At 56.7% G+C, this 24,222-nt stretch carries 22 protein-coding genes; 1 reads left to right on the top strand and 21 read right to left on the bottom strand.

Annotation, left to right across the window (positions count from 1 at the left end; translation table 11 throughout):
• Positions 1-11: 11 nt before the first annotated feature.
• The 19 genes from ftsX to HMPREF1985_RS00325 form a co-directional block, all read right to left on the bottom strand.
• Positions 12-899, bottom strand: a complete 888-nt coding sequence (gene ftsX, locus HMPREF1985_RS00415) for a permease-like cell division protein FtsX (RefSeq protein WP_021770426.1) — start codon at positions 897-899, stop codon at positions 12-14.
• Positions 889-1,575 carry a cell division ATP-binding protein FtsE gene (gene ftsE / locus HMPREF1985_RS00410; RefSeq protein ID WP_040636565.1) on the bottom strand — a complete coding sequence of 229 codons (687 nt, stop codon included), beginning with the start codon at positions 1,573-1,575 and terminating at the stop codon, positions 889-891. The genes ftsX and ftsE overlap by 11 nt, the downstream gene beginning before the upstream one ends.
• Positions 1,576-1,669: 94 nt before the next feature.
• Positions 1,670-2,755 (bottom strand): polysaccharide pyruvyl transferase CsaB, encoded by a 1,086-nt coding sequence (gene csaB, locus HMPREF1985_RS00405; protein ID WP_021770424.1) that lies wholly within the window; start codon positions 2,753-2,755, stop codon positions 1,670-1,672.
• Entirely contained in the window at positions 2,755-4,818 is a 2,064-nt protein-coding gene (locus HMPREF1985_RS00400; protein WP_021770423.1) for a DUF5693 family protein, read from the bottom strand. The genes csaB and HMPREF1985_RS00400 overlap by 1 nt, the downstream gene beginning before the upstream one ends.
• Positions 4,819-4,843: 25 nt before the next feature.
• Positions 4,844-5,542 (bottom strand): LmeA family phospholipid-binding protein, encoded by a 699-nt coding sequence (locus HMPREF1985_RS00395; protein WP_040636563.1) that lies wholly within the window; start codon positions 5,540-5,542, stop codon positions 4,844-4,846.
• A gap of 107 nt (positions 5,543-5,649) precedes the next feature.
• Positions 5,650-6,756, bottom strand: coding sequence for a peptide chain release factor 2 (gene prfB, locus HMPREF1985_RS00390; protein WP_021770421.1), 1,107 nt, complete (start codon positions 6,754-6,756; stop codon positions 5,650-5,652).
• 36 nt (positions 6,757-6,792) lie between these two features.
• On the bottom strand, positions 6,793-9,381 hold the full coding sequence (secA, locus tag HMPREF1985_RS00385; RefSeq protein ID WP_021770420.1) for a preprotein translocase subunit SecA: 2,589 nt from the start codon (positions 9,379-9,381) through the stop codon (positions 6,793-6,795).
• Positions 9,382-9,493: 112 nt separating this feature from the next.
• A complete protein-coding gene (locus HMPREF1985_RS00380) occupies positions 9,494-11,161 on the bottom strand; it encodes a DUF3329 domain-containing protein (RefSeq protein ID WP_021770419.1) in 1,668 nt (555 codons plus the stop codon).
• A complete protein-coding gene (locus HMPREF1985_RS00375; protein WP_040636559.1) occupies positions 11,148-12,152 on the bottom strand; it encodes a glycosyltransferase family 2 protein in 1,005 nt (334 codons plus the stop codon). Before HMPREF1985_RS00375 ends, HMPREF1985_RS00380 begins: the two co-directional genes overlap by 14 nt.
• A 2-nt stretch (positions 12,153-12,154) precedes the next feature.
• Positions 12,155-13,030: a ChbG/HpnK family deacetylase gene (locus HMPREF1985_RS00370; protein WP_051349016.1), complete on the bottom strand. Its 876-nt coding sequence runs from the start codon at positions 13,028-13,030 to the stop codon at positions 12,155-12,157.
• Positions 13,031-13,164: 134 nt separating this feature from the next.
• Positions 13,165-13,710, bottom strand: a complete 546-nt coding sequence (hpf, locus tag HMPREF1985_RS00365; RefSeq protein WP_021770416.1) for a ribosome hibernation-promoting factor, HPF/YfiA family — start codon at positions 13,708-13,710, stop codon at positions 13,165-13,167.
• Between the two features lie 202 nt (positions 13,711-13,912).
• Positions 13,913-14,113 carry a cold shock domain-containing protein gene (locus HMPREF1985_RS00360; protein ID WP_021770415.1) on the bottom strand — a complete coding sequence of 67 codons (201 nt, stop codon included), beginning with the start codon at positions 14,111-14,113 and terminating at the stop codon, positions 13,913-13,915.
• 199 nt (positions 14,114-14,312) lie between these two features.
• Positions 14,313-15,032: an amino acid ABC transporter ATP-binding protein gene (locus tag HMPREF1985_RS00355; RefSeq protein WP_021770414.1), complete on the bottom strand. Its 720-nt coding sequence runs from the start codon at positions 15,030-15,032 to the stop codon at positions 14,313-14,315.
• A complete protein-coding gene (locus HMPREF1985_RS00350) occupies positions 15,019-15,684 on the bottom strand; it encodes an amino acid ABC transporter permease (RefSeq protein WP_021770413.1) in 666 nt (221 codons plus the stop codon). The genes HMPREF1985_RS00355 and HMPREF1985_RS00350 overlap by 14 nt, the downstream gene beginning before the upstream one ends.
• A 194-nt stretch (positions 15,685-15,878) precedes the next feature.
• A complete protein-coding gene (locus HMPREF1985_RS00345; RefSeq protein ID WP_021770411.1) occupies positions 15,879-17,171 on the bottom strand; it encodes an ammonia-forming cytochrome c nitrite reductase subunit c552 in 1,293 nt (430 codons plus the stop codon).
• Positions 17,164-17,652: a cytochrome c3 family protein gene (locus tag HMPREF1985_RS00340; protein ID WP_040636598.1), complete on the bottom strand. Its 489-nt coding sequence runs from the start codon at positions 17,650-17,652 to the stop codon at positions 17,164-17,166. Before HMPREF1985_RS00340 ends, HMPREF1985_RS00345 begins: the two co-directional genes overlap by 8 nt.
• A 180-nt stretch (positions 17,653-17,832) precedes the next feature.
• Positions 17,833-18,981: a M20 family metallopeptidase gene (locus HMPREF1985_RS00335; protein WP_021770409.1), complete on the bottom strand. Its 1,149-nt coding sequence runs from the start codon at positions 18,979-18,981 to the stop codon at positions 17,833-17,835.
• 42 nt (positions 18,982-19,023) lie between these two features.
• Entirely contained in the window at positions 19,024-19,473 is a 450-nt protein-coding gene (locus tag HMPREF1985_RS00330; RefSeq protein WP_021770408.1) for a YjiG family protein, read from the bottom strand.
• Positions 19,470-20,138 carry a hypothetical protein gene (locus tag HMPREF1985_RS00325; protein ID WP_021770407.1) on the bottom strand — a complete coding sequence of 223 codons (669 nt, stop codon included), beginning with the start codon at positions 20,136-20,138 and terminating at the stop codon, positions 19,470-19,472. Before HMPREF1985_RS00325 ends, HMPREF1985_RS00330 begins: the two co-directional genes overlap by 4 nt.
• Before the next feature lie 167 nt (positions 20,139-20,305).
• Between HMPREF1985_RS00325 and HMPREF1985_RS00320 the strand changes: the two genes are divergently transcribed.
• Complete coding sequence (locus HMPREF1985_RS00320) at positions 20,306-22,369, top strand: sigma-54 interaction domain-containing protein (protein WP_021770406.1); 2,064 nt, start codon at positions 20,306-20,308, stop codon at positions 22,367-22,369.
• Between the two features lie 139 nt (positions 22,370-22,508).
• On the opposite strand, the gene HMPREF1985_RS00315 is transcribed toward HMPREF1985_RS00320, so the two are convergent.
• Positions 22,509-23,162 (bottom strand): dihydroxyacetone kinase family protein, encoded by a 654-nt coding sequence (locus HMPREF1985_RS00315; protein WP_040636556.1) that lies wholly within the window; start codon positions 23,160-23,162, stop codon positions 22,509-22,511.
• Positions 23,119-24,186, bottom strand: a complete 1,068-nt coding sequence (locus HMPREF1985_RS00310; RefSeq protein ID WP_021770404.1) for a dihydroxyacetone kinase subunit DhaK — start codon at positions 24,184-24,186, stop codon at positions 23,119-23,121. The genes HMPREF1985_RS00315 and HMPREF1985_RS00310 overlap by 44 nt, the downstream gene beginning before the upstream one ends.
• Between the last annotated feature and the right edge of the window lie 36 nt (positions 24,187-24,222).

Here is a 24,222-nt window from a genome sequence, read left to right as displayed (position 1 = left end):
TTCATCGCCTCTCATACCTTTAGGAATCGCTTCAGCGAAATCGTCGAGCCGATGGCACCGACTGCCATGCCCGAAAAGATGATCGCTGCGCTGACGTAGTTCATGAACGGGTACTGCGGCATCAGCGGAAAGAACGCCAATGTGCTGTAGATCTTCGACGCCATCGCCGCATAGAAGCTGCGCAGCACGATCGCTGACAAAACGCCGCCGACAAACCCCATGACGATGCCTTCAAGCAGGAACGGCCAGCGGATAAACCAATCCGTTGCGCCGACGTACTTCATGATGGCGATTTCCTTGCGCCGCGCAAAGACCGTCAGGCGTATCGTATTCGAGATGATGAAAATCGTCGCGCCTGCGAGAAGCGCCATAAGCGCAACGCCAAAAAGACGCATGAGGCGCGTGATATCGAAGAGATGCGCGACGACGTCCTGCCCGTATTTTGCCGATTCGACGCCCGGCATTTGCTCGATCGCCGTCGCCGCCGTCTCAACGAGGTCGGGCTGCTTGACTGTGACCGCGAAGGCGTCTGGCAGCGGATTCTTGTCTCCGAGCGCATCGAGCAGGTATTTTTGATCGCCGAGGCGCTCTGCGAGGCGCTCTTTCGCTGTATCGCGATCGACAAAGACAACACGCTCGATGCCCTGCATGTGCTCGATATCCTTTTCCATGTCCTCACGGTCGCTCTTGTTGATTCCGTCCTGCAAGTAGACGCTGATCTGCACCTGGGATTCAAGTGTATTGGCCATGCGATTCATATTGAGGACGAGTATGAGGAATACGCCGAGCACGAAAAGCGATACGGCGACCGTACTGATCGAGGCGAACGTCATCCAGTTGTTGCGCCGCAGCGAGCGAAATACCTCCTGAATGAAGTATTCGCTTGTCCTAATCTTCATAGCCGTATGCCCCCCGTGCCTCGTCGCGGGCGATACGCCCATCCTCGATCGCAATGACGCGCTTCTTCATCGTGTCGACGATGCGCTTGTCGTGCGTCGCCATGACGATCGTCGTCCCCGCTGCATTGATGCGCTTGAAAATGTCCATGATATCCCAGCTCGTCTCGGGGTCAAGGTTTCCCGTCGGCTCGTCAGCGATGAGGATGTCGGGCGCGTTGACGAGTGCGCGTGCAATCGCGACACGCTGCTGCTCGCCGCCCGAAAGCTGCGAAGGGAAGCAGCGGTACTTCTCGCGAAGCCCGACGACGTCCAAGACCGAGTTGACGCTGCGCTGCATGATGCGGCGCGGCGCCTCGATGACCTGCATCGCGAATGCGACGTTCTCGAAGACCGTCTTGTCGGGCAGCAAGCGGTAGTCCTGAAAGATGACACCGAGCCCACGCCTGAGGAACGGCACGTCCGCGCGCGCCATGCGCACGACGTCGTGCCCGTTTACGAGGAGCTCCCCCTCGCTTGGAAGCTCCTCGCGGAACAGCATTTTGATGAAGGTGGACTTCCCCGCACCGGACGCGCCGACGATGAACACGAACTCGCCCTTTTCTATTGTTACGTTGATCTGATCGAGTGCCACGGCACCGTTCTCATAGACCTTTGATACATTTCGCATTTGGATCATGCAAGCGATTCCTCCGTCATGTAACATAACCTTTTTAATTGTATCATAGTTTTATGAAAAAAAGAAAAAGAACGGGAGAAAATCCCTCGTTCTCTTAATCGTAAATGAGTTCGAGCGCCATATGCGCGTTCTCTGCAGCGAGTTCGCGAAGCTTCATCGGCAGCGTATGTTCCCGCCCCCTCCGCTGATCCCACGCCGTATGCACCGCTTTCATGAGAGCCTCCACCGTGATCGTGCGAAGATTGCCGACGGGGCGCTCGCCGATCGAAGCGAGGAACCGATCAACTTTTGGGTCGTAGGATATGCCGATGCGCGGCACGTTCATGACGCCCGCAAAGATGAGTGCGTGAAGGCGAATGCCGAGCATGAGATCCATGTTGCCGACGAGCGAGAGAAATTCCGCCGTCGTATACTCGCCCGCGAGCACCGCACAGGACTCGTGCGTGCGCTCAGCGATGCTCTTCGCCGCCCGCACGTCCTCTGGAAACTGCATGGGCAGGAATACGACCTGCGCGCCTAGCTCGCGCACGATGCGATCCGATACCTCGGCAAAGACCTGTTTGAACGCCTGTTCGTGCTGCCAGTCGCGCACGGATATGCCGACGACAGGCAGGTCTTCCCGCACGTGATACGCATCAAATATCGTGCGCCCCGCTTCGCGCGTCACAGGGTGAATCGCGAGCACGGGATCGGCCGTGCATCGAGTCTTTGGCCTTTGGATACCAAGTCGCATAAGCTCTTCGAGCGAGCCTTTGTCACGCACCGTGATGCAGTCGACGCCGCGCAGCACGAAGCGCATAGCCGTCTCTGCGACATGACCGATAATCGGTCCGATCCCCTGCGCATAAAGCATGACACGCTTGCCGAGCATACGTGCAAGAAATATAATGGCGAGATAGTAGTAGAGGCTTCTCCTGCTCGTGACATTTTGCAGAAGGCTTCCGCCACCGCTCAGAAGGATATCAGCATGCGCGAGTGCATCGAAAATGGCGGGCAAGGATATCCATGAGACCGCCTCTACGCCATGGCGCTCTGCCGTATCCTTCGGGCTTGCCGAAATCACCGTAATATGAAGTTTTGGGTCGAGGTCACGGAGCACTTCGAGCATGGCCGCGAGCATGGCTTCATCGCCTGCGTTCTTTGCCCCGTAGTAGCCAGATACGACAATCCGTTTCTCCATCAGTTCGCCTGACTCTCCTTCTCTTTCGCCTTCGCCATGATTGCCTGCCAGATCTCGACACAGACCATCGCGGCCGCACCGACAGCGGCGCCGAGCACGAGGCCGCCGATGCCACGCATAAAGGACATGTAGATCGGCGTCCGCATGTGTGCAAACGTCTCGACCATCGAACCCTGTCCGATCGTCGCGATGAGCACAAACACGAAGAAGACCATCGTCGGCCACTTGCGGAGGAGCGCCATCGCCGCGAGCATGAAAGCGGGATGCCCGATGAGCAGTTCCTTTGTGCGCGGACGCGCGTAGAACGTCTGCTCCAAGAATGCACGAAACTGCAGCTCCCAATGGGAGACGGGCATGCCGGACGTATGACCGCTTCGCGCGACAAGCACGATGCCCGCTACGAGGACAAAGAAGAGACCGATAAGCGTGCCGACCTTGACGGGCGTATCGAGGATGTGCCTGACCTGCGCGATGACGCCTTTTGTCGCATCCATCCTGCCGTCGAAAATATCGAAGCGCTGCAAAAATGCAATCGCAACGAAGAGGAGCGGCAGGACAAACGTGAGCTTGATGCCGCGGAAGATGTTAAATTCAAGGAAATACTGGGTATCCGCGAGCGAACCCGAAAGGTATGCCGCACCGACATACGACATCGCCCCCGCCAAAAAGAGCGCGAGTGCCGCTGTCACGATGAGATGCAAAAGCGCGATGCGCGCTTTTGCACGAAAATGACGCACGCGGTCGAGCTGCCAAATGACGGCGAGCGCAGGGAAGAGGTTTGCGCTCGCGAGTGCCGCGATAACGCGAATCTTCGATCCGTTTCCCATCATGATGGGGATCGCCGCGAGTGCGCCAAAGATGCCAAATAGGATGTACTGGTGTTTCGGACTCGCATTGAGCCGGGGGATGACGAGCGAGAGGTAGAGCACGCCTGCTGCCGCGACGCCGAGTGCGATGAGTGCGCGAAGGCTGCGCAGCGGCTCGTACCTAGCAAACGTGCCGGCCGGGCCGATCGTGAATCCATTCGCAGTGATCTTGTCCCTTGTGTCGTGGAAATACTTCATATTCGTCTCAAAGAGACTCATGTTCGGCGACGGCTTGTCGTAGATGCGCAGGAGGTCGATGCGGATATTGCGCTCCTCGTCCGTATTCGCCCAACGCTCGACGGCATCCGCGATCTTCATCTTCGGCTGCTCGTCCTTCGGGATCGCGTAGAGGCGTGCGACCTTATCGTAGCCGAGCCCTTTTGCGATCTCTTCCATGCCGTCCTGTTTGTAGAACTGAAGCTGTGTCGTCGCCTCGATCAGCCCGAACGTGAGATCACGCGCCTTCATCGCGTCGATCGTCGCCTGCAGGGATTTCGGTGCGCCAAGCGTCTGCGCGCCTGAGAATACGATCTCCGATATGTCGATGCCATCCATGCGCGAAAAGACGGCCGAAACATCCTCTGCCGAGCAGTTTTCGTAGTTGCTCGGACGCGCGAGGACTTGGAACCCTGCTGCGTTGACGGCGCGCATTTCGTCCGTCGGCATGCCAAGATTCATCTTGAGCAGCGATTCGTAATGCGCTTTGACGGCGAGCACTTCCTCATCGCCGACGGAAAGCACCGTGACGCGGCTCCTTCCAAGACGGCGGAAAAGGTCTTCCTTCACCTCGCGATAAGTCTGCGCGTCGTTTCCGACGACATAGGCTTCCGTGCCGACGATCCTGCCTGCGGCGACGAGCGCACGCCAGCGTTCGTCGCTGAGCGCACCCGCATGGTAGCGTGCGAGGATGTCGCTTCCCGCGATTGCCGTCACTTTGCCGTTTGCATTGAGCTTCTTGAATGTCGTCTCGTAGACGGCGAGCGAGTGGATGCCCGCGTCCCTCGCCGCGCGAAGCACATCCGCTTCTTCCATGCCCTCGCGCTGCGCGAGTTCCTGAAGCCCCTCGTAGTCGATCGCGAGATCGACCTGCTGGCTCGCACGCTCGACGTGATGACGTTCGATGCCGATCAAAAGCGCCGCAATAAGCCCGAAGGCAATGACCAAAATGAGGAAGCGATTGTATCGAAAATCCTTCATGGTAATGAATCCACCTTAATTTATGTCAATCTTTGTCTTTCCTGCGCTCCGCTACGAGGACAATCCTGCCGTCCTTCTGCGTGACGCTTTGAAGTTTCAGCCCAAACGGCAATTTGTTCGCAGGCGCGAGTTCGAAGCTGCCGAACATATCCGAGAGTTTTGCCGTGCCAATAAGCGCATTCCTGACGTTTAGCCGGCTCATGCGGAAATAGAGTGCGCCGCCGTCTTCGACGACGTCTCCTTCAAGTTCGACATCCGCCTTCCGTCCGAAGAGTTTCACGCGCGCCGTCGCGAGCACGCCGTCCGGCGAAATCTTCACGGCGACGTCTTCGAGGCGGTCGATCTTCGCTGCGATGGCCTCGCGCAGATTGTCCTCCGAAATGATCCCACGGATCTGGAGCGCATCGGCGCGACGCACGCGGATCCCCTCGCCGTGCACGAGTGCCGGCACGTCAAGACGTACGCCCTTTCCGTCTAGCGTGAGTTCCTGTACGGTGACGTCGCCGACCTTTGCCTGATGTGCGACAATGTGCAGTGCCTGTGCCTCGCCGAGCGCGAGGAGTGCAGCGGGCGCAGAGTCCACTGTGACCGTCACATCCGACGTCGCGAGCCGCCCCTCCGCCTTCGTCCGGAGCGTCCCGCGCACGATTCCCGGCAGGACGAACTCCGCAATTACGACTAATATTATGAAGAACAAGCCTAGAATAGTCAAGGCTTTTCGCATTTTCTCCCCTCCCTGGCACCCGCCGCCATAAATCATAAATAGAATAAATAGAAAAGATGAGGTCTGGCCGGATTTTGAACAAACCTCATCTCATTCTGCCTGCTGCGTCAGATCTCGTGATTCGCCTTCGCCGCGAGGAACGCGCGGATGAACATGTCGAGATCGCCGTCCATGACAGCCTGTACGTTGCCCGTCTCGGCATTCGTGCGATGATCCTTGACCATCGTGTAAGGCTGGAATACATAGGAGCGAATCTGGCTGCCCCATTCGATCTTCTGCTGGTCTCCTTCGAGCTTCGCAAGCTCCGCCTCTTTCTTCTCCAATTCGAGCTCAAAAAGCTTTGCGCGGAGCATTTTGAGGCACTGTTCGCGATTTTGGAGCTGGGAGCGCTCGTTCTGGCACTGGACGACGATGCCCGTCGGTTCATGCGTCATGCGGACGGCGGACGACGTCTTGTTGATGTGCTGGCCGCCTGCGCCCGATGCGCGGTACGTATCGACGCGCACGTCCGACATATTGATGTCGACTTCGACGGCATCGTCGATCTCCGGCATGATGTCGCATGCCGAAAACGACGTATGGCGACGTGCATTGGCATCAAACGGCGAAATGCGCACGAGGCGGTGGATGCCCTTTTCCGACTTCAAGAAGCCGTAGGCATTGTGCCCTTTGATGAAGATCGTCGCGCTCTTGACCCCCGCCTCATCACCTGGCAGGAGATCCGCCGTCTCGACGGCAAAACCGTGGCGTTCCGCCCATCGGCCATACATACGCAGAAGCATCTGCGTCCAGTCCTGCGCCTCCGTTCCGCCCGCCCCCGCGTGGAGCGTCAGAATCGCGTTGTTCGCATCGTACGGCCCTGAGAGCAGCACTTCAAGCTGCAGGGACTCGAGCCCGCCAGCGACCGCATCGAGGTCGGCTTTTACATCCTCCTCCATGCTTTCGTCGCCTTCCTCCATGCCCATCTCCCAAAGCGTCTGCGCGTCCTCAAACTTCGCGCGAAGCCCTTTGTATTTATCGACGCTGATCTTGACGTCGTTTAGTTCCTGATTGATCTTCTGCGCCGCTTCCGCATCGTCCCAAAAGGTGGGTTCGCCCATCTTGTACTCAAGTTCGGCGATCTTCTCCTCCTTCGCGGGGACTTCGAGCGAGATCTCCATCTGACCGAGCTTTTCGTTTAGCTCGCTGAGGCGGGGCTTTAGTTCTTCTAGCATCTTATTCCTTTCCGTAGGGGGTGTGCATGCCGCATCTCATGCGTTTTTTCCACAGCAATTCTTGTACTTCTTGCCGCTGCCGCAGGGGCAAGGATCGTTCCGTCCGACTTTCTTGCTCACAGCCTGCTTCGGCTTCTTCGCCTCAGCCGCACTGACTGTATCGCCATGCGAAGCCTGTGCCGTCTTGAGGTGATCTTCGATCTGCGATTTCTGCTTGCGGATCGCTTCCTCGGCACGCGCGCGTTCCGCTGCCGCATTCTCTGCCGCCTGCTCCGGCGTCACGATGCTCACATGATAGATGAGCGACGCAATCTGATCCTGGATCGCCGCCTCCATCTCCTCGAACATATCGAGCGCCTCGATCTTGTACTCGACAAGCGGATTGCGCTGGCCATAGGCACGCAGGTTGATGCCGTCGCGCAGCATATCCATACGATCCAAATGTTCCATCCACTTGCTGTCGACGACGCGAAGCATGACGACCTTCTCCAGCTCGCGCATATTCTCTTCGCCGAAGAGCGCCTCGCGCTGCCGATAGCCCTCTTCCGCGATCCCTTCGAGTGTTTCCTTGAGGTCATCGCGGCTCATCGCGGCAAGCTCTTCCTTCTTGAGCTTGCCTTCAGGTGCGTATATCTTCTCCGCGTCCTCGATGAGTCCGTCGAGCTGCCATTCCTCTGGGTATAGATCGGCGCTCGCGTACTGGTTCATCTCCGTCTTGATGATGTGGTTGACCATGCCGATGATGTTCTCGCGCAGGTTGTCGCCGAGGAGGATCTTGCGCCGTTCGCCGTATATGACTTCGCGCTGCTGGTTCATGACATCATCGTATTCGAGGACGTGCTTGCGGATGTCGAAGTTCCGCGCCTCGACCTTCTTCTGCGCGTGCTCGATGGAGTTCGTGATGATCTTGTGCTCGATCGGCTCATCCTCTTCCATGCCGAGGTGATCCATGATTTTCGCGATGCGCTCCGAGGCGAAGAGACGCAGGAGGTCGTCTTCGAGCGAAAGGTAAAAGCGCGATTCGCCGGGATCGCCTTGGCGTCCCGAACGACCGCGGAGCTGATTATCGATACGCCGCGACTCGTGGCGCTCCGTACCGATGATGAAGAGCCCGCCGAGCTCCGCGACGCCTTCGCCGAGCTTGATATCCGTGCCGCGTCCTGCCATGTTTGTCGCGATCGTGACGGCCCCCATCTGACCGGCATTCGCAATGATCTCCGCTTCTTTCTCGTGGAACTTCGCGTTGAGCACACTATGCGGTATTCCGTGGCGCTTCAAAATCGCGCTGAGCTCTTCCGACTGCGTGATCGACGTCGTGCCGATGAGCACGGGCTGCCCTTTCGCATAAAGCTCTTCGACGGCAAAGCCGACAGCCTTGTACTTCGCGCGCTTCGTCTTAAAGATAAGATCAGGGTGATCGATGCGCTTCACAGGCTTGTTCGTCGGCACCACGATGACGGGCAGGTTATATATCTTGATGAACTCGTCCTCTTCCGTCTTTGCCGTGCCCGTCATGCCCGCGAGCTTGTCGTACATGCGGAAGTAGTTTTGGAACGTGATCGTCGCGAGCGTCTGCGATTCACGCTGAATCTTGACGCCCTCCTTCGCCTCAATCGCCTGATGTAGGCCGTCCGAGTACCGACGGCCTTCCATGAGACGCCCCGTGAACTCATCAACAATGACGATCTCATCGCCCCTGACGACATAGTCGCGGTCGCGCTTCATGAGTGCCTTTGCGCGGAGCGCTGCCGTGAAGCAATGCGAGAGTTCGATGTTCTCGGGTGCGTAGAGGTTCGTGATGCCGAGAAGTTTCTCGATCTTCGGCACGACCTCGTCGACCGGCGCGACCGTCTTCTGCTTCTCGTCGACCTTGTAGTCGATATTCTCCTTCAGCCCCGCGACGGCACGCGCCATGACGGCGTACATATCCGTTGACTTCGCGCCGGGTCCTGAGATGATGAGCGGCGTACGCGCCTCGTCGATGAGGATCGAATCGACCTCATCGACGATCGCATAGTGAAGGTGACGCTGCACCATCTGATCCGCGGAAATGACCATGTTGTCACGCAGGTAGTCAAAGCCGAACTCGTTATTCGTACCGAACGTGACATCGCGGCTGTATGCGAACTTGCGCTCAGGAAAGTCCATATCGTGCACGACAAGGCCGACCGTAAGCCCGAGGTACGTGTAGAGCTTCCCCATCTCCTCGCTGTCGCGCCTTGCGAGGTAGTCATTGACCGTGATGATGTGGACGCCCTTGCCCATCAGTGCATTGAGGTAGACGGGAAGCGTCGCGACGAGCGTCTTGCCTTCGCCTGTCCGCATTTCGGCGATCTTCCCCTCGTGCAGGCACATGCCGCCGATCAGCTGTACATCGAAATGGCGCATGCCGAGCACGCGGCGCGATCCCTCGCGCACGACGGCGAATGCCTCCGGCAGAATATCTTCAAGCGTCTCGCCGTTTTCCAAGCGTTCGCGAAAGAGCTGCGTCTGCCCCGTGAGCTTGTCGTCTGTCATGCCTTCGTACTTCGGCTCAAGCGCGTTGATCGTCTCGACGACTTTACGGTAGCGCGCAATTTCCTTATCGTTATTGTCACCCAAGAATCGCTTGATGAATCCCAGCAAACAAATCAACTCCTACTTTTATCTATAATATATGGATCCGTCCGTTTATTCATCGTTACCATATTAGCAGACCACCCTATGGAAGTCAATGCAGCGGCAAAGCGAGGGCACGTCACTTCGCCCCCGTCACTTTGATGTTCGCAATGCCGAAATACTTACAGAGGCCGTCCTTCGTCACGCCATTATCAAAATCGACGAAAAAAACATGGCGAAGCGCGCGGTTCTTGCGCCTGATCGGCTCCATGCAGGCGATAGGGTTCCCCGAAGCTGCCGCCCGCTCGACGATCGCGAGACGCGCGGCGTTTGCTTCGTCCATCTCGTGCGTGATGACGAGCGCTGCGGCCATCGTAAAGGTGCCGAGCGCGCCTCCCGCCGTGACGAGCAGCTTCCGTCCGCGTGCAGCGATCGGCGCCGCGACGACAGGGTCGCGCAGGACAGCGAGCACCGCGATGAGAATCATGACCGTCGAGCTGAATGTCGCGCGTGCGGGGAATGTCGGCGCAGCAATCATGACGAAATTGTTGAAAAGCGCGAGCGCAATGAGCCTGGAAGCGTATTTCGCCACAGGGAACCGCGCAAGCACGGCACACCTTGGCACAGGGGCAAGCGCACGGATGCGCGCCTTCTGGAGCCCGAGCCTTTCCTTCCCCCACGAATAGAAAAGGAAAATCGCGAGCCAGTAGATCGCCATCTCCTCAAAGCCATGCATTATATTATTGAAGTGATCGATCGTCTTCGGCTTGTCCAGTCCAAGTGGCACGAGAACATGCCCAACGAGAAAATCGCGGAGCGCCCACGCGACGAAGCCGCCGTTGAAGTACGAAACGACGAGAAACGCGACGAATGCCGCGAGAAGGAAGCGTCCGATCCCGTGCTTTCTTTCCGACGGTGTCCCCACTTCCTCCCCTGCCATACGCAGGCGATAAAGGCGCCACGCGAGAATGAGCAGCAAGATAGCGGGAAGTATATAGAGCACCATCTCGCCGTTTCCCGCAAACTGGTTGCCGATATGCGTCAGGATCCCCTTTCCGCTTCCCTGCGCATCGTAGCGCACGAAATTGCCAGGTGCGCCGATGAGGCCAATAAGGCCGAGGAGCGCGCCGAGCGCACCTGCCGGCATCCATGGCATCATCGCGCCCTTGCGGTACGCGTAAAAAGAAATGCCTGCCGAAACGACCACCGTCGTGACGGCAAGATTTTCGACCGACCAGCCCGCGACGATGCCGAGCAAGAATAGCGGAACGGCGAAAATCCGGCGATGCGATAAAGTGCCTTCCTTGCCTGTACCGATCACCCGCAGGTGGACATTGTATGGCAGGAGAAAGAGCAGCACGGGAACGGCAGACCAAAGATAGACCGTCGAGCCGCTCTTCCATACGGCGACCTCGCCGAAATGTGGCAGGCAAAGCCATGTGAGGAGACCTGCTGCCGCGAAAATGCCTGGCTCGCGCCAAAACGCAGCACCGCGCCGCGCATGCATTGCCATGAGTACGACGAGCGCGAGGAATACGAGCGCATTCGCAAAATCGAACACGCTCTTGCCGAGCAAGAGGAACGTATCGAGGAAGAACACCGTCACCGCGCGCCCGCCGTGGAGCAAATAGTGACGGCAGACCGATTCGAGGACATCGCCAAACGAGGTGATATGCCGTGCCGTCATCCAAACCATCGAGTAGTCGTAGTCATCACGGTGAAGCGGCATCATCCTATTGAGTGCATAGAGCAGGGCGAATATCGAAAGCGCCACGACTGCCGTCTGCAGGCCTTTATGCCTTGTCATCGTTTTGTTCCTCTCCATTTCCTGTATCCGTCTCACGCTGAACAGGGCTCGCGTAGGTCACGCGCCGCCCGTCAAATGAATCGATGAGATAGACAGGACGGTGCTTGCTCTCCGTAAAGACGCGGCCCAAATACTCGCCGATGATGCCGAGCGACAGCAGCTGCACGCCGCCCAAGAACAGCATGATCGTCATGAGTGTCGGGTAGCCTGCCACGGGATCGCCGTAGAGCATCGCGCGCCCTGCGACGAAAATCATGTAGAGGATCGCAAGCAGCGAGACGAACAGACCAAAGAACGTCGTAAGGCGAAGCGGTGCCGTCGTAAACGACGTGAGCCCTTCGATTGCGAGATTGTAGAGCGCAAAGTAATTCCATGTCGTATGTCCGCCTGCGCGCGGCTGCACCTTAAAAGGGATCTCCTTCTTCCTGAAGCCGATCCACGTAAACATGCCTTTCGTGAATCGCTGGTTCTCACGCATGAGGCGAAGCGCCGCCACGCAGCGGGCATCGAGCAGGCGGAAGTCGCCGACGTCGCGCTGCACCTCATAGCGGCTCACGAGCTGCAGCAAGCGATAGAAGAAATTTGCCATCGTCCGCTTGAACCACGCCTCATCCGCGCGATCCGTGCGCTTCGCCGAAACGTCGTCATATCCCTTATGCCACCACTCGATGAGATTTGGAACAAGCTCCGGCGGGTGCTGGAGGTCGGCGTCCATGAGGATCACGGCATCGCCCTCGGCGTAGTCGAGACCTGCCATCATCGCCGCCTCTTTGCCGAAGTTGCGCGTAAAGCTCATATAAGAGACATGGCTGTCCGCACGGGCCAGTTCCTTGATCGCCGCGAGCGTTCCGTCCCGGCTTCCGTCATCGACGAAAAGGTACGTAAACGAGATGCCGTCAACGGTACGAAACACGCGCGATGTCTCGCGATAAAATTTTTCGATGACCTCCTGCTCATTGTAGCAAGGCACGATTATCGTAATTTTTTCCATGGTCATATTCCCTTTGTCTCATGGCCTGAATCCGATAACGCGCGGAAATTCACGGCTTCTGCCCCGATCTCTGCCAGCCGCTCCTTGATCTTTGTACTGCACACAGCGCAAAGCTCCGCCTCAAAATCATGTTCCCATGCACATTCGCGCGAAAGGCGCTCCGTGTCCGTGCCGGGATGGATCATGACCTCCGTCGTGCCCGCCGCAAGATCCATAATGATACGATCCATTTCCGATTCGCTGACCGCCTCGCCCGCAACGATGCCCGCAAAGTGGTCGGGGCAAGCGATGCCACGATGTTTTGCCGCGCGTGCCGCGCGTGCGGCGAGAAGGCTCAGCCCCATGCGCCCGACGAGCTGCCCGATGCCGCCGAATTCGCCAGCAAAGAGCGATGCGCGCGGCACGCGCATCGCGGGAATCCCGCTCTCCTTCATGAGGTCAAGCACCGCATCGAGTACGCCCGGCAGGACGTGAAGGTGCTGATGGCTGTCCGCATGCGTCAAGGAAAGCCCCGTCATCTCGATCTTTTCGAGCTGCGCACCGAGCTCCGCGCGCACTTCTTCCATGCGCACCTTGCCCATGAGAAATCGCTTGACAAATGTGCCATAATCCGCATAGAATACGCCTTCGTCCGTCACGAGTGACGGAATCACATCGGCTGCGAGGACGGGGTTCCCGTTGACGAGCGTAAAGTGGATGCCGACGCCGAGCGCGTGCAAGCGATGTGCGCGCACGACGGCATCCGCAAATGCTGCGCCACCCGCCATGAGCGTCGCTGACCGCAGGATTCCGTCCGTCACGCCCTCTTCCACGGCGCGGTTAATGCACACATGGCGTCCAAAATCGTCCGCATTCACTAAGATACGCTTCCATGCCAATGGTCTGTCCTCCTTTTCCACTGCAATAAAATATCGTTCTTTATTATATCACATATCGCAAGCAAAAAGCCGACAGCAAAAGGTTTTCCCTTTGCCGCCGGCTTCCATACCCATTTCACCTGCGTTTCGATGCCCTACTCGTTCGGCTCGATGAGACCGTAGTTTCCATCGGTACGGCGATAGACGACATTGACCTCCTCCGTCTCTGCATCACGGAACACGAAGAAATTGTGATTGAGGAGATTCATCTGCATGATCGCTTCCTGCACATCCATGGGCTTCACATGGAAGCGTTTCGTCTTGACGACGGCGTACTCGTCGCTCTCATCACGCTGATCGGAAAGAGGTCCGGCAGCGAGCGCCTCAGCCTTGAATCCTCCTTGGCGGAAGCGACGCTCAAGCTTCGTTTTCTGCTTGCGAATCTGGCGTTCGAGTTTCTCGACGACGAGATCGATCGACGTGTACATATCCATCGTCGCTTCCTCGCCGCGCAAAAGAACGCCGCCCTGCACGGGAACCGTGACCTCCACGATGTGACGCCCCTTATGCACCGTCAGCAGCACCGAGATTTCGCCGACTTTCTCGAAGTATTTCGTGACCTTTCCTACCCGCTTTTCCACGTACTCACGAAGCGAAGGAGTGATCTCGATGTTTTTGCCTCTTACAGTGAATGTTGCCATGCGACACATCCCCTTTCTTGTATTTTGAATTCCTTCTGAATTCTTTGGCCATATATACTTATTCGGCAAATTGCGCGCAAACCCTTCTTTTATTACGCAAAAAATCTGAAATCTTTCATGCTCATGCTCGAAATAGGGACCATATGAAAAGGGTGCCCGGCACGACCATGCCGAACACCCTTCGATTGGAGTAAAAACAACTTCAGCTATGCTTGACGACATTCGAAGCCTGTGGGCCACGCGCTCCTTCGACGATGTCGAACGTTACGTCCTGCCCTTCATTCAGGTTTTTGAATCCGTCCCCCTGAATAGCGGAGAAATGCACAAACACATCATCGCCGCCCGTGCGGGCAATAAAGCCATAGCCTTTTTCCGCACTGAACCATTTTACTTTGCCAACCATACAGACTCCTCCTAAAAAAGCTGCCCCGGCGAGGCCGTGGACCTCGCCTCCGAAGAAATCGGAAGAAACGATGCCCTACCGCATGCAAAAGCTCCATGTGATGAAACACTTCTTCTTGTTTAGATTGTAACAGGTCTACCTCAGAATGTCAATTAATCGTCTGACAAAATATTGCCGTTCCTGTAGAACACACGAATAATCATAGGACTTTCGACAGGAAAATGCGCGTGCGCTCTTCCCGCGGATGCTCGAACACATCCGCAGGCGCGCCCTGCTCCAGAATACGTCCGTCGTCTACGAAGAGAATCCGATCACCGACCTCGCGCGCAAACCCCATCTCGTGTGTCACAATGACCATCGTCATGCCGTCTTCGGCAAGCCTGCGCATGACGTCGAGCACTTCGCCGACCATCTCAGGATCGAGCGCCGATGTCGGCTCATCGAACAGCATGACTTTCGGCTTCATCGCGAGCGCACGCGCGATCGCGACACGCTGCTGCTGCCCGCCCGAAAGCTGCGGTGGATAGGCGGTCGCCTTGCCCTCGAGACCAACGTGTGCGAGAAGCTCCTGCGCCGTCTTTTCCGCCTCTGCCTTTTCGATGTGCCGTACCTTCATCGGTGCGAGCATGATATTGGCGAGAACCGTCATGTGTGGAAAGAGATTGAACCGCTGGAAGACCATGCCGACCTCCTCGCGCACCTTGTTGATGTTCGCCTCGCCATCCAGGACGATGCCATCGACGGCGACCGTCCCTGCTGTCGGCTCTTCGAGGTAGTTCATGCAGCGCAGCAGCGTGCTCTTGCCGGAGCCGGACGGGCCGATGATGACGACGACTTCCTTTTCCTTGACGGAAAGGTCGATTCCCTTTAGGACTTCAACCTCGCCAAACGACTTTTTGAGTCCCTCAATGCTTATCATCAGCGCGGAACCTCCTCTCCAAATACGCGACAAAGCGCGAAATCGTCAGCGTCATCACAAGGTAGATGATCGCGACGGAAATCCAAATTTCGAGCGATCCGTATGTCTTCGCGATGATGAGCTGGCCGCGGCGCGTAAGCTCCTCGAAGCCGATGACCGACACGAGCGAGGAATCTTTGAGGAGCGCGATGAACTCGTTGCCGAGCGGCGGAATGACGCGCTTGAATGCCTGCGGCACGATGATGTAGCGCATCGTCTGCCCCCATGTCATGCCAAGCGAACGACCTGCCTCCATCTGTCCTTCGTCGATGGACTGGATGCCCGCGCGGAAAATCTCTGCGACATACGCGCCGGAGTTGATGCCGCATGCACCGATTGCGGCGACAAATGGATCAACGCGCTGCCCTGTCACGACGGGAAGCGCAAAGTAGACGAGAAAGATCTGCACGAGCAGCGGCGTCCCGCGAAAGAAATCGATATAGACGGCGCTCGCAGCGCGAAAAATTCGGATGTTCGAAATGCGGGCAATGCCCACAAAGAGACCAATCACCATACCGAGCGCCACCGAAAGCACCGTGATTTTGATGGTGATGCCCGCCCCTAAGAGCAAGAGCGGGAACGAGCTAATCATCAGGTCGAGATTGAAATTCATGCCATCCACCTTGTCATCCCATTCAAATAAGAAAATCCCTGTTTATTATAGATTTCCCGTGGAATCCTGTCAATGCAGCTTTCTCCCTCTCCATCCGTCCCATCCGTCCCGCCCGTCCCGCAAAAGGAAAAAGCCTTCCCTGCTTCGGAAAGGCTTTTTCCTATGAACGGCCACTATGATGAGGGAGCGTCGTCCTAGAGACTTCCCTTCATCACTGCATTCGTCATCTCGATAACCTGATGCGCCTTGTCGATGGAAAGGCCGAGCGTGCGCATCATCTTGCTTGGGTTATGGAAGCCCATGCTGCTCTCTGCTGCGACCCAATCCCAGTACCACTGCGCTTCACGGAGTGTGAGGCGCGCTGCTGCAAGCTGCTCGTCCGTCGCGCCGGCATCCATCGCCGCCTTGACCGTAAGATGCGCCTTTGCGACCGTCTGGCCTGCGATGCGCTGAAGCTTGAACGTGTTGTCGCCGATGGTCTGGACGCGGGCCTTGAGCGTTTCCGCGCTCTCGTCGTGGCACTTCATGCACGATTCCTGCGTCGTGTGAAGCGGGTTCGTCATCCAGTGCGAGGTGTACTTCTGTCCGTCCTTGCGCATGTACGGCATATGGCAGTCCACGCAGGTGACGCCGGCATCGGCATGGACGCTGTCCGACCAAGCCTCGAAATCCGGATGCTGCGCCTTCAGCATCGGGGTCTTGCTGTCCGCATGAATCCAGTCCTGCTTGAATGCGCCGGCCTGTCCCGACTGGTAGAACTGGAACTCGCTCTCCGCGTCCAGCCCGTTGTCCCATGGATGGTTGACGCGCTTGTCCTCTGCCATGAAGTAGTACTCGTTGTGGCACTGCGTACACACATAGGCGCGCATTTCGTTATGCGAAGCCTTCGAGACGTCTACGCCGCGGCGTGCCATCGAGTCGATGAAGCCCTGCTGATAGACGCGTAGCTCCATCGTGTCGGGGTCGTGGCAGGTCGAGCAGCCGAACCACTGGTCGTCCTCTATCGGTGCCATGACTTCCTCGACGGGCTTGGAGGCATACTCCCAACCGCTCTGCTTGTAGTAGACGTCGTACATGTACGAGCCCTTGCAGGTGATGCAGACCCCCTTCTGACCCGGCAGGCGCTTCGTCTCCTTGAAGTCCTCGCCCGCGTAGGTGTGCCCGCGGTCGTCGTCGTACTGCTTCGCGAAGGCATATCCCTTGAAGTTCTCAAGCATTTCGGGCTGCTCCTCCAAGTGCGAGTTGCCCTTCAGCGATCCGCCGTATCCCGTCGGGGACGGCAGCATCTCATTGTTTTTCATGAAGGAATTGTACTGCAGCGGGTACGCGTCCTTGTATGCTTCCTTTCCGATCTTCTTGTCATCCGGTATCTTCGCCAGCTTGACGGTCGAGTCGTTCGGAGCTGCGCCGATGCGAACCACGACGAAGCCGAAGAACAGGACGCAGACCGCTACGACAGCAGCGATGATTTTCTGTAGCTTACTCAACTTTGATCCCTCCCTCGAGATGGTTCGAACCATGCGCAATGCGGCTATGGCACTTCAAGCAGTCGCCACCCGTATCCATCGGCGTTCCGACGACCGCATGGACCTCGCCCATCGTCGCCTTGTGGCAGCGCAGGCAGTTGTCGTTTACGGTCTGGTGCCCATCCGCTGAAAGCTTGATGCGTGCCGGATAGTCGCGCAGCACCTCATGGTACGTGTCGAGCATGCCCGTCCGGCCTTTCTCGGCGATGTAGTGCACCATATTGTCATGCGGCAGGTGGCAGTCCGTACATTCGAGATTGCGATGGCTGGACGCTGCAAAAGTCCATGCCTCGTGCTTCATGGAATGGCAAGTGCCGCAGAACGCAGGCGAACCTGAAAAGGACATCAACCCAGCGCCGATGCCGCACGCCGCAACGCCGATGACAAAGCCCCCCGCCAGGCAGGCCAACGTGTGTTTCTGAAATAATGATTTCAGCTCCACCATGAGTCCCCTCCTCTCTTCCTTCGCTTTATTTACGCTTAGTATAGCATGGAAGAAACAAGAAAGGTGTTGCTCGCGCAACACCTTTATAAATATTTTATATATCGGCATAAACAAAAATAATGAACAATGTTCATATTTGGGTTCCATTCAAAAATCGCTTCAATTGCTTGCCTTTTCCTACTTGCGCTTGCCGCAGAGGTAGAGAATCGTCTCTTCGAGAAGTCTCATGCGCGGTTCGACAGACTTTGAGTCAAGCCACTCTCTTGCGCTGTGGCCACCTGCACCGACAGGTCCTGCACCATCGATCGTCGGGATCCCCATCGCAGCGGTGGTGTTGGCATCCGAGCCGCCACCCGCCCGAACCCACGAGACATCCTCCATGCCAAGCTCCTTCGCAAGTGCCGAGACGCGGTCACAGATTGCAAGCGATGCCGGCGTCGCTTCCATCGGCGGACGGTTGAGCCGATAGGCGTACGTCACCTTTGCGCCACCGCTTGTAAACTGCTGCTTTGCCAGTGCCTCGAAGCCTTGCTTCACGCGATCGTGTTCCGCCTGGCTCCTGAAGCGGACATCGACTTCTGCTTCCGCATGATCGGCAACGACATTGCGCCCCGTGCCGCCGCGGATGACACCGACGTTGACCGAAGTGCCGACGGCATAATTGCTGAGCTTGTGCAGCTCGATGATCCAATGGGCAAGCTCATGGATCGCCGAACTGCCTTCCTGCGGGTTATTGCCCGCATGTGCCGCCTTTCCCGTCGCCATGAGATCATAGTCAGCGATCCCACTGCGGGCCTTGACCATCGCGCCGTTTCCACGCGCCGCCTCGATGCAGATGCAGTGTTTTGCGTGACGCGCGATCCGTTCGACAAGCCTGCCCGAATACTTCGACCCGGTCTCCTCGTCGCTGTTGAAAAGAAAGCATATCTTCGTCCCTTCCAGCTTTCCCGCATTCGTGAGTTCAGCGAGCGCGTAGAATCCCAAAAGCAGGCACCCCTTCATATCGCTGACGCCGACGCCCGTCACGATGCCTTTTTCATCAATCGCATAGGGACGCTTCGCCGCTTCGCCGTCCCCGAATACCGTATCCATGTGTCCGAGCAGGACGACGTCGTAATCGTCTGTATCCGTATTCGTGGCCTTAAGGCAAGGACCGACCTTGCCGCCCTCGACGGGAATCAGCTCCGTTTTCCAAATCGTACCGGCGAACTTCTTCTCAAAGAACGTCGCCACCTTGCGCACGCCTGCGGCATTGTAGCTGCCGTTGTCGAAGTTCACAAGGTACTTCAGGTCGTTCAGGTAGGATTCCAAGCGAAATGGTTCCATGATAATCTCTCCTTTTATTTGCCAAACCGTAAGCTTGATGCGTCAGGCCAAAAATCGCATGACAAGCATCGCAAGCAGTGCATTGACGATGGAAATCAAGAGCAGCGGCGGGTAAAACTTGCTCGGAATATTTGCCGTACCGAGGCAGCGTCCCATGTACTGCGCCTGCGCACCCATCAAGAAGATCGCAGGAATGAGGATCGAGATGTGCCGCGCGTCAAGCGTTCCGTCCGCAAAAAGGCTTGCCGCTGCACCGACGCCGCCGCCCATCGAGAGCCATGCGGAAAAGAGCACCATGATGCCCTCGCCCGGCAATCCAAAGATTCCCATGAATGGTGCAAACACTTTGCTGAGGAGCGTCAATACCCCCGTGATCTTCAGGAACTGGATCAAGACGAATGCCATGACGAGATTCGGCAGCATGCTTGTCAGATTGATATGAAGACCTTTTTTCGCGCCTTCGACGAAGACATCAATGAGTGACTGATTCATCCTTTTAGGGCCTCCTCCGTGTAGCGCTTGAGGTAAATACGTATGAGATTTGCTCCAACGAACTTAAAGACAAAGATGACGATGAGCGGCATGAGGATCGGGACATTCATCATGACGAACAGCGCAGATCCCGTGCCGAGGTAGTTTGTGATCGTGCCGTCCGCACTGAACTGGAACGCCGCAAAGATCAAGCGCTCGCGATCCGTAAGCATATCCGTATCGCGCAGTTCACGCATCATGATCGCCCCCGCATCCGTGCTTTGCAGGCTCGAAATGAGTGCAAGCCCTGCTATTCCCGGTATGCCGAGAAGCGGGCGAAGAAGCGGCGTAAGCATTTTCTGTGCGGCGCGGAGCCCTTGCAGATGCGTGATGACTTCGACGATGCCGAGTGCAAGCATGACGCATGGAGCGAGGCTAAGGCCGAAGATGAAGCCTTGCCGTGCGCCCGTCCCCGACTGCCCGATAAATGTCGTCGCGGCGCCGCTCTCACTCGCAACTGTCCCATACTTCCCAAGCAGCGTCGTGTAGTCAAACGCCTGCAGCCAGCCCTGCATCGTCGCGAAGAGCCCGGAGAAGAACAGTATCGCGAACAAAAGCGACGCATAACCGTACCAAGGCACGGGCTTCTCCTGTGCAGGAGTCGCGAATGGTGTTTCGTTTCCCATTGAAAATCCCCCCTGTAGAAATAAACGCAACCTATGATAGGATAAATGCAAGTTTCGTGCCAACTTTTTCGCCTGGTTTTACGCCTTCTTTTATCTCTTTTCTTGTAAAATTGGTCGAATTGGCTTTATAATTGGTTTATTCCATTGGAATTGGAGGTTTTTGCTCTATGCGCAAATACCAAGTCGCTATTATCTTGCTGCGTGACCGCCTGCATTTCATCTATCAGCTGCAATCGCTCTTTTCCGCCTACATGGAGTTTTCAAGCTACTCGCTCGAAGCGGGCATCAAGCCGTACATCAACTGCGATCTCGCACTCGTCCCCTCGCAGGAAGTCGGTGAACGCATACGCAAGTACCTTCTGCCGCATACGCCTGTCATCATCGTGCGGCGCACGGTCTCACGCGAAGCGTGGGAGCGGATTGTCATGATCCCATCCCGCGCGGAGGTTCTCGTCGTCAACACGTATTGGCAAATGGCGATCCAAACGATCTCGGTCCTCTATGAGCTCGGCCTGCGCAACGTCAAGCTCATCCCGTTTGACAATACGAAATCGGATTCCTACGCGCATATCCGCTACGCAATCACCGTCAACGAGCGCGACTACGTGCCGAAGCATATCGCGAACATCATCGAGATCGGGCCACGCCTTGTCGACGTCTCAAGCCTGTTCGATATCCTGACGACACTCAACCTCGTATCAACCGAAACACTCGCCATCTTGCGCGGTCACGAGCGCGACATGATGCCGCTGAACCCCGGCTTCGTCGAAATGCTCAACCAGTTTCACGAAACGCATGCAAGCGTATCGGGAACGCTCGATATGCTCGACGACGCCGCACTCATCTTCGATGCCAACTACCACGTCCATATCTACAATAAGAAAATGGCGGAAATCTTTCCGCCCTCAGAGCATCAGCTCATCAATCTTCCGCTGGTGAATCTGTTTCCCGAAAGACTCCTGCCCATGCTCATGGACAGATCGCCCATCCGTGATGAACTTATTCACATCAAAGGAAAGGACTATCTCCTCAGCAAATCCCTTGTTTTTCATGACGAAAACCTGCAGGAAGGCATGCTCCTCCTGCGCGCACGCGAAAGCATCGAGAGCCAAAGCGATCGAATGGCATACGCCTTGCGCCATGCGGGCAGCCACACGAAGTACAGCTTTCGTGACATACAAGGGGGCAATGCCAATCTGCATCGTATCCTGCGCCTTGCTGAGCGCGCCGCAAAGAGCAGCAGCGATATCCTCATCGAAGGCGAAAGCGGAACGGGGAAAGAGCTCTTCGTCCAGTCGATCCACAACGCTTCGCCGCGCGCAGACGCCCCATTCATCGCCTTCAACTGTGCTGCACTTTCGGGTTCGCTCATGGAAAGCGAACTCTTCGGCTACGAAGAAGGTTCCTTCACCGGTGCAAGCCGAAAGGGAAAGCACGGTCTTTTCGAAGCGGCGAGCGGCGGCACGATCTTCCTCGACGAAATTTCTGAGATTCCCATGGATATGCAGGCAAAGCTTCTGCGCGTCCTGCAGGAACGCGAGATTATCCGCGTGGGCAGCGTCCATCCAATCCCAATCGACATCCGTATCATTGCCGCGACAAACATGGATCTCTACGAACTCGTACGGCAGAAAAAATTTCGACTCGACCTCTACTTCCGCCTGAACGTGTTCAACATCAAAATTCCCGCCCTTCGCGAGCGCGCCGACGACATCCCTGAACTCGTCGCGTTCTTTCTGAAGCAGCACGGCATCCATACGGATTTCCCGCAAGAGACCATGCACATCTTTCAGTGCTACGATTGGCCGGGCAATATCCGTGAACTCAAAAACTGCATGGAGTACATGGTCAACATCGGCGAGGGATTCCTGCCGCAAAACCTCCCTGAGCATATCCGTCTGCGGACGGATGCCCAAATAAAAGAGCCGAGGCCTGCTACGGCTTCGGCTGATTTTCGAAACGAACTGGATCCAATGGCGTTTCCCGCATGCGACGCCACGGACATGCTGTTGCTAAAGCTGCTGTACGAAGCATCCAATAACCATCAGCATATCGGGCGAAAGCGGCTTGCAGAAGCAGTGTCCGAGCGGCAGGGCTACCTGAGCGAGCAGAGCGCAAGGCACCGTCTCGAGCGGCTTTCCCGCCTCGGCTATGTCACTCTCGCGCGCGGGCGCGGCGGTACAACGCTGACTGTGCAGGGTCTCGCTTGCCTGCGCGAGGATATGCATTGAGTTTATCGCGCGATCTGCTCCAAGAGTGCTCCTGCGCGTCTACGCGATCCCTTGCGCGTTCATTCTGCGCTCCATCTGTCTTCTCGCTGACCGCCCAATTGGACCGCTCCCACTTTTTATGCTCCCAGTCTTTTGTTTTCTACGTCCGCGCTGAAATGTATCGGTTCATTCCTTCCAACAAATAGAGCCCTGCGACTGCGCCCTGATCGGGAATTCCTTTGGCTTTTGCTGAAAATACCACTGCCTTGCCGAACTTAGGAAGCATTGCCTTGGTCGCCTCCACGCCATCTCGAGCCCCTGCAATCGCCGCTTCCATAATCTCCGCTAGGCCCGTATCGGGATCTGCCGCACACGTTTCTTCTGCCCGCTCCGCCGCAACGCCAAGCGCATCGAGTATCGTTCGATCCCCGCGTTCGCATTTCCCACGTTCGGCTATGCCTTGGGCAAATACCGTGAGATAGGCACAGAGCTCCGCACTTCCTAGCTCCGCCTTTCCCTTCAGCGCTTTGCCCGCCGCCATGAGCCCTGATGCCATAAGCGTTCCCATCGTCGAAGGAACGACAAAGGCCATGTCCATCCCCGCCTTACGCAGCATCTTTCCGATATCCTCCGTTTCCAAATACTGCCGCAAGAGATTTGGCAAAGCACCATATCCACGACACATCGTAAGACCAAGGTCGCCATCTCCCATATTGGCATCCATTGCGCAGAGCTCCTCTTTCTTTTCCTCGAAAATTTCCGCAACCGCCTCAAAGAGCGCAGGAATTTCCTCTCGTCCCATCACATCCGCCATCCGTAACACCTCCTGTCATGACCTCGTCCTGCTTCTGGCAATAAAACGGCGTATGGCATGGATAATCGATCTGATGCCTCATGGCATCATTGACCATCTTGCAGATGGATATGGATGCCCCCATCATTTCCATGGAGGTCGCATATTCCCCGATGAAGCTTCGATAGACTTTGATCCCTTTCTCTTTTAGAATATTTGCAACCGAGCCGTACAGGATATAGAGTTCCTCTTGCGATGTCGCGCCGAGCCCATTGATGAGCACCGCAACCTCATCCCCTGCGGGTACCGGCATATCTGCCAGCAACTTCTCCATGCACTCTGCGGCAATCTCGTCCGCCGTCTTCAACGGACCATTCCATACGCCTGGCTCGCCGTGAATGCCCATGCCCATCGACATTTCATTATCGTCCAATGTGAAATTCGGATGTCCGACCTCGGGCAGGATGCACGGCGTGAGCGAAAAGCCAATCGTCCGGGTGGCATCCTTTGCTGCCTGTGCCGCCGCTAGAACCTCATCGAGCGTGCCGCCCGCTGCTGCTTTTGCACCAGCGCATTTGTACAGGAAGAAAATCCCTGCCACACCGCGCCGCTTGCCTGGATCGGTATTGGAGGCGACATCATCTGCTCCCACGATGGAATGTACGGGAATATCGTCGTCCTCGCACATCTCCGCCACCATGTCAAAATTCATGATATCGCCCGTATAGTTTCCGTAAAGATAGAGCACGCCCGCGCCAGCCTCTACTTCCTGCGTCGCGCTATATATCGTCTTGGCGGAAGGCGACTGGAACACATCGCCCACGGCGCAGGCATCAAGCAGCCCCTCGCCTACATAGCCAAGAAAGAGGGGCAAATGCCCTGAGCCACCTCCCGTAATGATCGCAACCTTTCCCTCATGTTTCCTCGCCGTGCAATATGCGCGCAGATCTCCATTTGCTGCCTTTACCTCCTTCCCATGCGCAACATAAATCCCCTTCAGCATATCGAGCGCATAATCTTCTGGTCGGTTGATTATCTTTTTCATGGCAACTACCTCATTTCCATCATTAAGCCTCTACAA

Origin of the sequence: Mitsuokella sp. oral taxon 131 str. W9106 (genome assembly GCF_000469545.1) — a bacterium.
Taxonomy (GTDB): Bacteria; Bacillota; Negativicutes; order Selenomonadales; family Selenomonadaceae; genus AWVT01.
The sequence above is the reverse complement of the archived record's forward strand: the minus strand, read 5'-3'. Positions and strand labels throughout refer to the sequence as shown.